Consider the following 12,762-nt stretch of genomic DNA (forward strand, 5'->3'; position numbering starts at 1 on the left):
CTTCGGTGGGGGTTTTGGCAGTAGAGCTAGGTGGGTCAGAGTGCGACGGCGGCGCTGGACTGCGCAGCGCTCGTTTCGATCGCGGCCAGCACCTTCTGTACTTCGAGCCCGTCCTCGAAGGAAGGCGTGGGGGCGGTACCTGTCCGTATCGAATTGGTGAATTCAGCCGCCTGATTGATGAAGGTGGAGTCCCAGCCAACGATGTGCCCGGCTGGCCACCACGCCTCCAGGTAAGGGTGCGTGGGTTCGGTGACCATGATGGTCCTGAAGCCCTGGGAGTCGACATCCGTTGTTGCGTCGAAGAACTGCAACTCATTCAACCGTTCGAGATTGAAGGAGAGGCTTCCTCGAGACCCATAGACCTCAACCTCGAACGAGTTCTTACGCCCGGTGGCAAAACGGGACACCTCCAGGCTGGCAACCGCACCGGAAGCGAGACGTAGGGTTGCCCAGGCAGCGTCGTCGACGGTCACCTGCTCCGGGCCGGTTGGACCCGTGCGTGTCTTCACAAAGGTATTCATTGACCCGCTGACTGACTCAATAGGTGAACCGCATAGGAACCGCACCTGGTCGGTGGCGTGCGAGGCCAAGTCGCCGAGTGCGCCCGATCCAGCCGTTTCCTGTCGTAGTCGCCATGTCATCGGTGCCTCATCGTCGGCTAGCCAGTCCTGCAGGTAGCTCACACGCAGTTGCCTGACCTCCCCGAGGCGGCCTTCGCCGATGAGTTTCCTTGCGAGGGCGAGTGCGGGAACCCGGCGGTAGTTGAAGGCGACCATCGAGTGGACCCCGCGGGCTCGTGCGCGCTGCGCCGCCGTGACCATGAGCTCGGCTTCCGCAAGGGTATTGGCCAGGGGCTTCTCGACGATTACATGCTTGCCGGCCTCGAGTGCTGCAATGGCTATCTCTGCGTGTAGGTTGCCCGGTGTGCAGATGTCGACGATATGAATGTCATCCCGGTCGAGGACCTGCCTCCAGTCGGTGAGGCTTTCCTCCCAGCCGTACTGCCGTGCGGCTTCGTCTACCTGCGCGGCATCCCGGCCGACCAGCACTCTCTGAGCCACCTGCGGTGATGGATGGAACGCGTTGACGTTCCGCCACGCGTTGGAGTGGGCCTTCCCCATGAACGAATAACCAAGCACAGCCACTCCGAGCGGGCTGGCAGGACGAAGGTTTCCCGCAGTGGGAGCTGGCGCCGCCGTCGTCATATCTGTCTCTCCTTAGTAGTGCTGTCCTGCATGATGCGCAGGAATGCGAGGCCGTCCTCGGCCAGTCTGTCTTGCGTGGCAGCCAGCGGTCGCCAGATTGAGGCCGCCGTGGCGATGCTCGCGTTGAGTGCTGTGAAACTTTCGATGTTGAGCGCGCCGGTATAACCGATGGTATCCAGGGCGTCGAAGATGCCGTCCCAGTCAGTCTGGTCGCCGCCGGGGGTGCCGCGATCATTCCCACAGACCTGCAGGTGCACCAGATGTTCACCGGCTGCCCTGATCGCGTCGGCAGATGACCGCTCTTCAATTCCCAGGTGGTAGGTATCGAGCGCTAGCCCGACTCCGTGGCTGAGCAGAGGGTCGAGCGCCTCCAGCGCCTGGGCAGTGGTGTTGAGGAGCGATGTTTCGTAGCGGTTGAGCGGTTCGATGCCGAGCACGACGCCCACGCTCGCCGCTTCGCCGGCCAGTGGAGCAAGATTGCGGCGTAGTTCGGCATAGGCTTCGCTGCGTTCATCCTTGCTCATGCGCCACAGCCGGCCGGTGGACGAATAGAACGGACCACAGACGGCGGGGGCACCGACCTCGTGAGCCAACTGTATGCAGGCGCTCAAGTACCGCTGCGTCTCCGTAATCGTGGCGGGATCGGCAAGCACCAGGTCACGTCCGGGAGCCATTGCTCCGACAATGTAGGGCTTCAGGCCCGAGAGGGAGCTGGCGACCGACTGTGCGGAGAAGTCTCCGATGTTCTCGAGCGGCAACTCGACCGCGTCAAAGCCCTGTCCTGCGATTCGCGGAAGGAGCTCGGCTATGGTTGCGTCGGTCAGGGGCGATTCCCACACCCAGGTGTTGACGCCGATAGGCCGGTGCATGTTTCTCAGTCCTGACGTTCTTGCCGCCTGGTTGCTCACTCAACGGCGTCGAGCGGGCAACCAGGCGACAACTCATGGATGGGTTACGGGATGATGCGTTCCTGCCAGACGTCGGGGTAGCCCGGGAGGTCCTCTCCACCGAACTTCGCGTAGTGACCGTCTGGCATGCCCTCGTTATCAGCCAGGAAATCGGCGCGCTGGTCTTCGGTAATCGGTTCCTGCGGCAGGACCCATTCGGCTGGGATCTCCTCTCCGGCGAAGATCTTCTCGAGCGCCAGGAGCGGCGTGCGCCACTGGAAGTTCGAGTAGACGGGCGCAAGTCCGGTCAGACCGGTATCTTCCCACTTGCGCAGGAAACTCATCTCGTCCTCACCGGTCATCACGGGGTAGTCCACGCCGGCGTCCTCGAAAGCCTCGATGGCTGCGACCGCGCCGTCACCTGCATCCATCCAGACGCCATGGACATCCCCGGTGGCCAGCTCGTCGGAGATGATCTTCTTGATCTCGGTCGGATCGGCACCGGTGAAGTAATCCACCGCTTCGATGCCGTTCTCTTCGAAGATCTTCTCCGCTGCCGCCCAGCGCTGCTCAAGCACGTCCACGCCGGGGAGAATCCTCAAGGCTACGACCTTGTTGCCCTCTTCGAGGTTATCGACAAGGAAGTTCGCGGAGTCAATTCCCCAGGCGAAACCGCCGATTGGGTGAATGAACGTTGTCGCACAGTCGGTTTGGACCCCCCGGTCGAAGACCACTACGGGCTTGCCGGTTTCGCATGCCCGTTCCACCGCCGGGGTAAGCGCCGCCGTGGAGTTCGGCGAGATGACAAACGCATCACAGTTGCCCTCGGCGATGAAGTAATCGATGTCGGCGATTTGTGTATTGTCATCGTCCTGCGCATCGCGGGTCTCCATCTCGGAAATGACCCCCGACTCCTGCAGAACCTTGAGCTGCTCGTTCATGGTGATCCAGCCGGTCTGGCGCCACGGGTTGGAAATCGAGGCGTTGGCGAAGCAGACCTTCTGGCCGCCCTCGGCAGCGAACTGCGAGGTATCGGTCATTTCACCGTCGATGTACTGTAGCCACGGTGCTTCAGGGTCACCCTCGAAGGTGGCCGATCGTTGCTCGAACTGCTCGTCGTATTCCTCCTGGACAAACCATTCATCGCTGCTTTCTTCAGCTGGAGTGGCTGCCGGATCTCCGCCGGCGTCGGCGGAGGGTGGGTTTTCTATTGATGAATCAGTGGTACAGGCGGTCAGGGCGAGCAGCGTTGCGGCTGCGAGCACGGTGACCTGTGTTGGGATGCGTCGGCGCATCATTTTCCTCCCTCATCGGTGCCCACAGCGGGCAATGGTGCAACTGTTTCTGCTACTGCATGTTGCGGTTCATGAGCGGTACTGCTCCGACGGCGCCGACGGCGCTGCCAGGTTAGGGTTCCCGCAGCAACGGCGAGAATGATGATGGCGCCCTGGACGGTATCGCGCCAGGTGGATTGGACTCCGACGAAATTCAGCAGTGTGAACAACATCTCGAGCGCGAAGGCGCCGGCCGCTGCGGAAAGGACCCAGCCTCGTCCGCCCCCGAGGACGACCCCGCCAAGCACGACGGCGGTGATAGCGGTGAACTCATAGCCTCGCCCTACTGAAGGGTGCACGCCGGCATAGCCGACGAGGATGACTCCGGCCACCGTCGCGGCGAGCGATGAAAGCATGAATGCCCTCGTCCGGACCCACCAGACCCGTGCGCCAGTCAGAGCGGCGGCCTGCGCATTGTCACCTACTGCGATGAGCGTACGGCCGTACGGGCGGCGCATCATCCAGAACGCGCCGACAGCCAGAACCACGAGGATGATCACGGGGTAGGGCAGCACCTCCACTACGGGGATACTCTCGATGCCGCCTCGACCAATCTGCCGAAAACTGTCCGCAGGGTTGCCTGTGGCAGCGCCCCCTGTCCAGTAGAGCACCAGCCCGAGCAGGGCAAGCATCATTCCGAGCGTGACAATGAAGCTCGGCACTTTCAGCAAAGTGGTGATCAGGCCGTTGACCAGGCCGACGAAGGCACCGAATACCAGCATGAGAACAAGTACTGGAATTGCTCGGCTGTCATCCTGGCCGATAAGGTTCCCTGCGATGATGACCTGCGCGGTCACCACTGACCCCATCGATAGGTCAAATTCGCCGCTTACGATGACGAAGTACTGACCCATTGCTGCGATAGCTATGGGCGCCGTCCTTCCGATGAAGCGGATCAGCGACCCTGGCTCGCCGAAGGAGGGGTTGGCCGCGATGACGGCGATGAGGAGGACGAGGAGGAGTACGAAGACTGCTCCGCTCGGAGTCCGCAGCGCGCGAAGGAACCGTTCCGCGGAAGACGACCGGTTCTGCTTCAGAGGCTGGTTACGGGCCGTGGTAGCGGTACTCATGCGGCGACCTCCTGCCTGATGGCATCCTTCCCCCTGAATCGCGGCGTCGTGGGAAATCTGTCAGTGCGGCTGGTGGTCTTGCGCCGCGCGTAGACGGCGACCGCCACCACGATCACGATCCCGCGCACAACGTCTTTGAGGAACGGGTTGATCTGCATGACGCTCATGATGTTGTCGATCATCGCGAAGATGAGAACACCGCCAAGAGTGCCTACCAGTGACCCCTTCCCGCCCGAGAGCAGCGTGCCGCCGAGTACGACCGCAGCGATGGAGAGCAGAGCGTACCCGCCCTGCGTACCGATTGTCGGGCTGCCGACGCCGAGGCGCGCAGCGAGCAGCAGGCCGGCGAGCCCCGCCATCACTGAGCAGATGACGTGTGCTGCGATGATGGGAGTGTGGGTCTGAATCCCGGACATTCGCGCCACCGAAATGTCGCCGCCGACTGCATAGATATGATGACCCAGCCTCGTTCTCGTGAGCATGAGCAGTACTATGGCGGCGCATGCCAGCATAATCAGTGTTGAGATCGGAACGGGACCGATTCCAGTGGCACCGATGAGCCGGAACTCCAGGGGCGTCTGACCTGAACTGCCCTTGTAGTTGGTAGCGAGGTAGCCACTAACGATGAGGCCCACGCCCAGCGTGGCGATGAAACCGTGAATCTTGAGCCCGGACACGATGATCCCGTTCAGCAGTCCTATTACCGCCGCGGTGAGTAGCGCGAGCAGAACAGCGGGGAGGATGTTGGACGCCTGATTGGCCATAATCCCTGCTCCGATGAGGCTGCTCATGCTCACAACGTACGGAACTGAGAGGTCCAGACTGCCCACCAGGATCACGAGGGTTTGCCCGATGGCGATGAAACCCAGCACGCTGGTGCCGGTCAAGACGGCGGATATATTGCCGGTGCTGAAGAAGTTGCGTCCCGCAGCGCCGACGAGGATTGCGCCCACAATGATGGTCAGCAGAACTACGGCGTAAACGACGTGGGTTGAGGACAGACGCTTCATGACAAGGCCTCCGTTCGCGCACCGGTTGCGAGGTGCAGGACCTGTTCTTCACTGCTGTCAGGGGACACCTCGCCTGCGATCCGGCCATCGCGCATGACCACGATTCGGTCCGACATGCCGAGTACTTCGGGTAGTTCACTCGAGACCATCAGAATGGCCCTTCCTTCCGCCGCGAGGGAGCGCATCAAGTTATAGACGGCGACTTTCGCCCCGACGTCGATCCCGCGCGTGGGTTCATCCAACAGGACAACCTGCGGGTTGATCGCAAGCCACTTGGCAAGCACTACCTTCTGCTGGTTCCCGCCGGAGAGATACTGAACTTCCTGGTCGAGGTCGCGAGCGACCACCTCGAGCGAAGAGAATACGCCGGGTACGCCCGCCCGGGCAGCTGCTGTTTTCCCCGGGAAGACGGACCGGATGACGCCAAGCGCGTTGTCCAGGATGGACTGGTTGAGGCTCAGCCCCTGCGACTTCCGGTCCTCGGTAATGAGGGCAATACGATGGCGGATCGCGTGGCGTGGACTGTGTGCTTCGTAGGGTTCACCGGCAAGTTCCATCCGGCCACGGGTGAAAGGTTGGCTCCCGAATATCGCCTCGACCAGTTCGGTGCGTCCCGAACCCTGCAGGCCGGCGACTCCGACAATCTCACCCGCGTGAAGAGTGAGATTAATCGAATCGAGCTGGAAATTTCCGCCCTCGTCGATCGTCAGTAGCGCGTTGCCGCGTTCAGTTCCGGCCAGTTTGTCCGGGAAGAACGCCGAGATGGGGCGGCCAACCATCATGCGCACGAGAGCGGCGTCGTCCATGCTCGACGCGGGCTGAGTTCCGACGACCTCGCCGTCTTTCAGCACGGTGATGGTGTCGCATAGATCGAAAATCTCCTTGAGCCGGTGTGAAACGTAGAGGATTGCAGTGCCGCGATCCTTCAAACGGCGGATGATCGCGTACAGCAGCGCGACCTCTGGCCCCGCCAGTGCGGCCGTTGGCTCATCCATCGAGATGATGCGGGCGTCATAACTTACAGCCTTCGCGATCTCGACGATCTGCTGCTGTGCGACGGACAGGGATCGCACCTCGGTGGAGGGCTCGATGCTCGTGATGCCTAACTGACCCAGCAGTTCAGCAGTGTTGGCGTGCATCGCCTTGCGGTCCACGAGTGGCCCCTTGCGAGGTTCCCGGCCAAGGTAGATATTCTCCGCAACGGTGCGGTCAGGTAGCAGATTGAACTCCTGGAACACGGTCGACAACCCGGCCTCATGGGCCTGGGTCGGGTGATGGAAATCGACGGACTTGCCGGCAATCTCCACAGTCCCGGCATCCCGCTGGTAGACGCCTGCCAGGAGCTTCATCAACGTTGATTTCCCGGCACCGTTCTCACCGACAAGCCCGTGCACTTCACCTGCATGCAGTTCCAGGTGTGCATTCTTGAGGACCTGAACGCCATAGAAGGCCTTCGTGAGCCCTTCGACTCTCAGGACTGGATCGTTGACTTCGTCATCCACGTTTTCACTGTGACACAGGTCGCATACTTCTGTCGAGAGTCAGGCAAAAGTCAGGCGACGAACGCCCGATAGCGACCTGCGTGACGACATGAAGTGTTGCGTGTTTTACTAAAAGCGTGCCCAAGTCAACCGCAGAATTCCCGACTCAGCGGTCCTCATCGCTGCCCGCGCCCGGGGCTAGCGAAGTATTCCAACTGTTGCGGGACGGTCAGCCACGCACTCGCGCTGAGCTTGCACTGTTGACCGGGTTGGCCCGCTCTACAGTGGCATCTCGGGTGGACTGGCTCATGCGCACCGGATTGATAGCTCCCTACGGAGGCGCAGCGTCGACCGGCGGACGGCCGCCGTCGTTGTTTGCTCTGAATCCCGGCGCCCGCGTTGTGGTCGGAGCCGACATTGGAGCTACGCATGCCATAGTCGTTCTGACAGATCTGTCCGGAAAAGAAATCGTCAGTGAGCGCGCAGAAATTACCATCTCTGATGGACCGGAAAGAGTACTCGGTTGGTTGATCGATGCTGTCGGATTGCTCCTCGACAGAGGGAAGCGGGGGCTATCTGAGTTGGCAGCAATCGGAATCGGACTTCCGGGCCCCGTTGAGCATGAGACGGGCATGCCCATCAACCCGCCCATCATGCCCGGTTGGGACCGTTTCGATGTTCCCCACTTTGTGCAGCGCAGCTTCGATGTCCCTGTTCTCGTGGACAACGACGTGAACATCATGGCTCTGGGTGAGCAGACGGGGAGCTGGCCGGAGGTGACCGACCTGATGTTCATCAAGGTCGCCACCGGAATTGGGGCGGGGATCATCTCGGGAGGACAGTTGCAGCGCGGTGCGCAAGGGACCGCCGGCGACCTCGGGCATGTGCGTGTTCCTCGGGGAGGGGAACTTCTGTGCCGATGCGGCAACACGGGCTGCCTTGAGGCGCTCGCCGGCGGGCCGGCCCTCGCCTCCGCACTGAACGAACTGACCGGAAGGGACCTCGCGAGCAGCCGCGACGTGATCGAACTGGTGAGGTCAGGAGACGCTTCTGCCATTGGAGTGATCAGGCAGGCTGGTAGGGACATCGGTGACGTCCTAGCCACCTGTGTGAACCTCATCAACCCCTCCGTCGTGGTCATTGGCGGCTCCCTGGCCCAGGCGGGGGAGCACTTGCTGGCTGGAATCCGTGAGGTGGTCTACCGCCGTTCGCTTCCTCTTGCCACTGAACACCTTCGGATTGTGCCGTCGGTGGCAGGGCAGCGGGCCGGTGTCTTGGGCGCGGCGGCGATGGCAATCTCGCATGTTCTTTCGCCTGAAGCCATCGAGGCAGCCAGTACATTCACCACCTGACTCGCCGTCCGAAGGCTTGACACCCAGCCCGGCGTCGTACGTATCGGGCTACAGGACGGGGCCTACTAAACTGGATCCCATGACCGATCTCCCCACCGCCCGTGACCGACTCCGCGATCTCATTCTGGACCTGGCGGTGGTGAGGGGGAAGGTAACGCTCTCGAGCGGCAAGGAAGCTGATTACTACATCGATCTCCGCCGCGTCACCCTGCATCACGAAGCCTCTGCTCTGGTGGGTGAGGTCATGCTGGACCTGCTCGACGACGCCGGTATCACCTTCCAGTGCGCCGGTGGGCTGACAATGGGGGCCGACCCCGTCGGAACTGCGCTCATGCACGTCGCCTCACGGGATGGACGCGCTATCGACGCCTTTGTTGTCCGCAAGGCCCAGAAAACGTACGGAATGGGACGCCAGGTTGAGGGTCCCGATGTCGCCGGCCGCGACGTCGTCGTTCTCGAAGACACCTCGACTACCGGTGGGTCCGCGCTAACTGCGGTGGAGGGCGTGCGCAGGGCCGGCGGCAATGTAAAGGCAGTCGCCGTCATCGTGGACCGCGATACCGGCTCAAAGGAACGGATCGAGGCAGACGCCGGCGTCCCCTACCTCTTCGCTTACAGCAAGGATGAACTCGGTCTGGAGTAATGACCAACGATCCCGAGCGGCTACTGGAATACGCGCATGCCCTGAAGGGCATGTCGCGTCGTCGTTTCCTCACGGGATCCGCCCTTAGCCTGGCGCTGGCTACGGACCTGTTCGTCACGCGGCAGATCCAGGAGGCCCGGGAGGAACTGACTATCATTCCCGTGGCGGACGAATATGCGGACGCCACTTTCCCAAACGCTCTCTGGATCCTCTTCCCGGGATACAAGACCAGCTGGGAGGAGGGCGTGTGGATCATGAACTCGCTCCGCCCGGTTCTGAGCCGGCGGGCACGGCTGGCCGTGATGGGCTACTCCAACCTCGGCCTCGACGTCTCCACCATTGTGGGTTCCCTCCGGCGGTACATCCGCACTCAGCAGATCAAGACACTGTACTTTTACGGGCACAGTTTCGGTGGGATGGTGGCTGTCGAGGTTGCATCACGGCTGCGGGAGGTGGGCGTCGAGGTCCGCTTCATCGTGCTGGATTCCAGTCCGCATGTCCGGTTCGACGTCATCGACCAGGCCATGTTCGACGGCGTGGTCTACCTGTACGAGGCCGGTTACCGCGTCCCGACTGTGCTTCGCGGGGGGTATGAGCTGGCCGAGCGCATTGTGCACAAGAACGAGCGCACCTGGTCCCAGATTGTCGATCAGACCCTTGAGCAGCTTTCGCCGCTGGCTCCGTCCAGTGTGCTGATCCAGTCGCAGGCCTCATATATTTTCCACTACAACGTTGCCCGGTTCAACCTGGGCAACACGAAACTGGCTTTCGTCGGCAACCCGAACGACCGCACGGTGGATTATGCCACGGCGCGGCCCGGCTGGGCGGCGGCATTTCCCGACAGCATGGTCTCAGCCGACCTGATCACCGAAGGTGCACTGCCGGCACACGCCAGCCCGCAATGGAATCCGTTGATCTATCAGGCCGTGGTCCAGGAACTGCAGCAGGATTTCCTCCCGATACCGACGGGTGGAGCAACCAAGAGCTTCTACTGAAACCCGCGGCGGTCACACCTGCTCGATGAGGTCCTGTACGGAGTCCACAATCTGAGCCGGACGGAACGGGTAAGCATCTATGTCTGCGCGCTGCGTAATGCCGGTAAGGACGAGGACGGTGTGCAGCCCCGCTTCCATGCCCGCGATGATGTCGGTGTCCATGCGGTCACCCACCATGGCCGTGGTCTCCGAATGTGCGTCAATCTGGTTCATGGCCGAGCGGAACATCATCGGGTTGGGCTTGCCGACGATATAGGGTTCGCGGTTGGTGGCTGCCGTGATGAGTGCCGCTATTGCGCCGGTGGCGGGAAGCGGGCCCTCCTTGGAGGGGCCGGTGGTGTCCGGGTTGGTGGCGATGAACCGGGCGCCGTCGAGGATGAGGCGGATGGCTTTCGTGATCGCTTCGAAGGAGTAGGTGCGGGTCTCGCCGAGAACCACATAGTCCGGGTTCTGGTCGGTAAGAACAAAGCCTGCCTCATGCAGCGCCGTCGTTAGTCCGGCCTCACCGATCACGTAGGCGCGACCGCCGGGCAGCTGATCCTGCAGGAACTGGGCGGTGGCAAGCGCCGAGGTCCACAGGTTCTCCTCCGGGACCTCCAGCCCGGACGCCTTGAGCCGCGCAGCGAGGTCCCGCGGTGTGTAGATCGAGTTATTCGTGAGGACGAGGAACCGGCGGGACGTGGCTACCCAGCGTTCAATCAGCTCTGCAGCTCCTGGGATGGCCTGGTTTTCATGGACGAGGACGCCATCCATATCGGTCAGCCAGCATTCGATGTGTTCGTTTTCGCGCATTCGCTTCTTCCGTGTTGAAAGGGACATAAATCCGACCTTCAGTCTTTCACCTTAGTCTTGGGGGGTGGATAAAACCGTCGAGAACCCCCCGGCAGCCGTGGGCGTGGGGCCCTGGGAGGGCGTCTGGCCGTCCGGACCCCAGTGGGATCCGGAACTGCTGGCGCACGGTGATACCCGCAACGTTGTCGATGAGTACCGCTACTGGAACCACGACGCCATCGTCGCGGACCTCGATTCGAAGCGACACGACTTCCACGTTGCCATCGAGAATTGGCAGCACGACCTGAACATTGGCTCAGTGGTACGCACCGCCAATGCGTTTCTCGCGCGTGAGGTCCACATCATCGGACGACGCCGGTGGAACCGTCGCGGGGCCATGGTCACGGACCGCTACCAGCACGTACGGCACCATCCCACGGTGGAGGAATTCGTCGAGTGGGCGCAGTCGGCCGGCCTCAGGGTCATCGGTATCGACAACTTTCCAGACTCCGTTCCGCTCGAAACCTACGAGCTTCCGCGCAATTGCGTCCTGGTGTTCGGCCAGGAGGGCCCAGGTCTTACGGACGAAGTCCATGCTGCAGCCGATGCCACGCTGTCCATTGCCCAGTTCGGCTCCACCCGGTCGATCAACGCGTCAGCGGCAGCTGCCATAGCCATGCACGGCTGGGTGCGGCGCCACGTCTTCGGGCAACCGGTCATTCCTCGAAGCTAGGCGCGGCGACGGCTGTCGATCGTGTCCACGGCCTCCCGCATGCGGTTCAGGAAATCAACGACGACGGCGGCGTCCTCGGGTGTGAGGGTCCGGGCTACGTTCATCATCCGTTTGTGCATGTCGCCCATGGTTTCGCGAACTTCGCAGTCTGATTCGGCGGTCGCCTCCAACACCAGCGCCCGGCGGTCCCTGGGGTGCGGCTTGCGCATGACATGACCCATCCGAGCCAGCCGGTCGATCAGCGTGGTGGTCGACGCTGATGAGATACCGAGCTTCGTGGCGAGCTCCTTGGGGCTGACTTCGCGTCCGTCCCGCTGCGCCTCAAAGAGGTAACGCAGCGCCAGGAGGTCGTTCTCATTCATTCCCATTGAGGAACGGGTACGACGACGCATGGCTGTCTCGGCGGCCCGATAGTCCCGAAGCGCATTGAGAACGTCCATTCCCTCTGCTCGCTCATACCAGTACCCCGAGGGGCTGGGGGCGACTTGCGGAACGGTGCTCATGCGCAACATCCTAGCATTTTGCTAGTCGGCCTTGCGGGATGGTCAGCTTGTATATAGGTTCTCTAGTGAGAAGACTATCGAATTACTAGGTTGCCTAGTAACTGTACGGAGGTGCCCAGGATGTCGCTCATCGGTCCCGACGAGGTGCAGTTATTGGTCTCGCAATGACATTCCCCGGGGAAGCGCCGTCTGTCCGGCGGTCAACCGAGCCGGACCTCGCCTACCTGTTGACCCGGGTGGGACTCGGCGATGAGCAGTCCTTTGCTTCTCTTTACCGTCTCACCAGCGCGCGGGTATTCGGCCTGGTCCGCAGGATCGTCGTCGACCCGACCATTTCCGAGGAGGTGACCCAGGAGGTTTTCCTCCAGGTCTGGAATAAGGCCGGTGAATTCTCTTCCGATCTTGGCTCGCCTTTTGCCTGGCTCATGACTCTCGCGCACCGGCGCGCGGTTGACAGGATCCGCTCCGAACAGGCACATCGCGACAGGCTGGACCGCTGGTCCTCCACGGAAGTCCTCACCCCGTTCGATGAGGTCACCGAGTCGGTCATTGCGTGGGACGAATCGCTCGCGGTGAGGACGGCGCTCGCCGCACTGACCGAGAAGCAGCGGCAGGCAATTGAGATGGCCTATTACAAGGGGCTTACCTATGCTCAGGTCGCTGAGGCGCTTGAAGCCCCGCTTGGAACGGTGAAGGCCCGTATCAGGGACGGGCTCGGGCGGCTGAGGAGCGCGCTCGAACCGGATTCCTCCTTGGTGTCGTAAGGTTTCCACGCATT

13 protein-coding genes are annotated in these 12,762 nt (G+C 61.9%); 5 read left to right on the forward strand and 8 right to left on the reverse strand.

All coding sequences use genetic code 11. The annotated features are described in order from the left end of the window. Positions 1-35 precede the first annotated feature (35 nt). From AC4D1W_RS07300 to AC4D1W_RS07325, 6 genes are all read right to left on the reverse strand, one after another. Positions 36-1,205, reverse strand: coding sequence for a Gfo/Idh/MocA family protein (locus AC4D1W_RS07300; protein WP_490898278.1), 1,170 nt, complete (start codon positions 1,203-1,205; stop codon positions 36-38). Beyond that, positions 1,202-2,074, reverse strand: coding sequence for a sugar phosphate isomerase/epimerase family protein (locus AC4D1W_RS07305; RefSeq protein ID WP_490898279.1), 873 nt, complete (start codon positions 2,072-2,074; stop codon positions 1,202-1,204). The genes AC4D1W_RS07300 and AC4D1W_RS07305 overlap by 4 nt, the downstream gene beginning before the upstream one ends. 83 nt (positions 2,075-2,157) lie before the next feature. Further along, positions 2,158-3,387 (reverse strand): substrate-binding domain-containing protein, encoded by a 1,230-nt coding sequence (locus tag AC4D1W_RS07310; protein ID WP_490898488.1) that lies wholly within the window; start codon positions 3,385-3,387, stop codon positions 2,158-2,160. After that, entirely contained in the window at positions 3,387-4,496 is a 1,110-nt protein-coding gene (locus AC4D1W_RS07315) for an ABC transporter permease (protein WP_490898280.1), read from the reverse strand. Before AC4D1W_RS07315 ends, AC4D1W_RS07310 begins: the two co-directional genes overlap by 1 nt. Next, positions 4,493-5,506: an ABC transporter permease gene (locus tag AC4D1W_RS07320; protein WP_490891283.1), complete on the reverse strand. Its 1,014-nt coding sequence runs from the start codon at positions 5,504-5,506 to the stop codon at positions 4,493-4,495. Before AC4D1W_RS07320 ends, AC4D1W_RS07315 begins: the two co-directional genes overlap by 4 nt. Next, positions 5,503-7,008, reverse strand: coding sequence for a sugar ABC transporter ATP-binding protein (locus tag AC4D1W_RS07325; protein ID WP_490891285.1), 1,506 nt, complete (start codon positions 7,006-7,008; stop codon positions 5,503-5,505). Before AC4D1W_RS07325 ends, AC4D1W_RS07320 begins: the two co-directional genes overlap by 4 nt. Before the next feature lie 287 nt (positions 7,009-7,295). Here AC4D1W_RS07325 and AC4D1W_RS07330 point away from each other — a divergent pair, with 287 nt between their 5' ends. The 3 genes from AC4D1W_RS07330 (at position 7,296) to AC4D1W_RS07340 (ending at position 9,977) form a co-directional block, all read left to right on the forward strand. Continuing rightward, positions 7,296-8,339, forward strand: a complete 1,044-nt coding sequence (locus AC4D1W_RS07330) for an ROK family protein (protein ID WP_490891287.1) — start codon at positions 7,296-7,298, stop codon at positions 8,337-8,339. Between the two features lie 79 nt (positions 8,340-8,418). Further along, entirely contained in the window at positions 8,419-8,982 is a 564-nt protein-coding gene (pyrE, locus tag AC4D1W_RS07335; protein ID WP_490891288.1) for an orotate phosphoribosyltransferase, read from the forward strand. Next, positions 8,982-9,977: a thioesterase domain-containing protein gene (locus tag AC4D1W_RS07340; protein WP_490898281.1), complete on the forward strand. Its 996-nt coding sequence runs from the start codon at positions 8,982-8,984 to the stop codon at positions 9,975-9,977. Before pyrE ends, AC4D1W_RS07340 begins: the two co-directional genes overlap by 1 nt. 12 nt (positions 9,978-9,989) lie before the next feature. On the opposite strand, the gene AC4D1W_RS07345 is transcribed toward AC4D1W_RS07340, so the two are convergent. Continuing rightward, positions 9,990-10,769, reverse strand: coding sequence for an HAD-IIA family hydrolase (locus AC4D1W_RS07345; protein WP_490891290.1), 780 nt, complete (start codon positions 10,767-10,769; stop codon positions 9,990-9,992). 64 nt (positions 10,770-10,833) lie between these two features. Between AC4D1W_RS07345 and AC4D1W_RS07350 the strand changes: the two genes are divergently transcribed. Continuing rightward, positions 10,834-11,481: a TrmH family RNA methyltransferase gene (locus tag AC4D1W_RS07350; protein WP_490898282.1), complete on the forward strand. Its 648-nt coding sequence runs from the start codon at positions 10,834-10,836 to the stop codon at positions 11,479-11,481. Here AC4D1W_RS07350 and AC4D1W_RS07355 read toward each other — a convergent pair. Next, positions 11,478-11,984, reverse strand: coding sequence for a MarR family winged helix-turn-helix transcriptional regulator (locus tag AC4D1W_RS07355; RefSeq protein WP_490898283.1), 507 nt, complete (start codon positions 11,982-11,984; stop codon positions 11,478-11,480). The genes AC4D1W_RS07350 and AC4D1W_RS07355 overlap by 4 nt on opposite strands. Positions 11,985-12,148: 164 nt before the next feature. On the opposite strand from AC4D1W_RS07355, the gene sigK reads away from it, so the two are divergent. Beyond that, entirely contained in the window at positions 12,149-12,748 is a 600-nt protein-coding gene (sigK, locus tag AC4D1W_RS07360; protein ID WP_490891295.1) for an ECF RNA polymerase sigma factor SigK, read from the forward strand. Positions 12,749-12,762 lie beyond the last annotated feature (14 nt).

It is taken from the genome of Arthrobacter sp. TJ-170 (assembly GCF_058269305.1).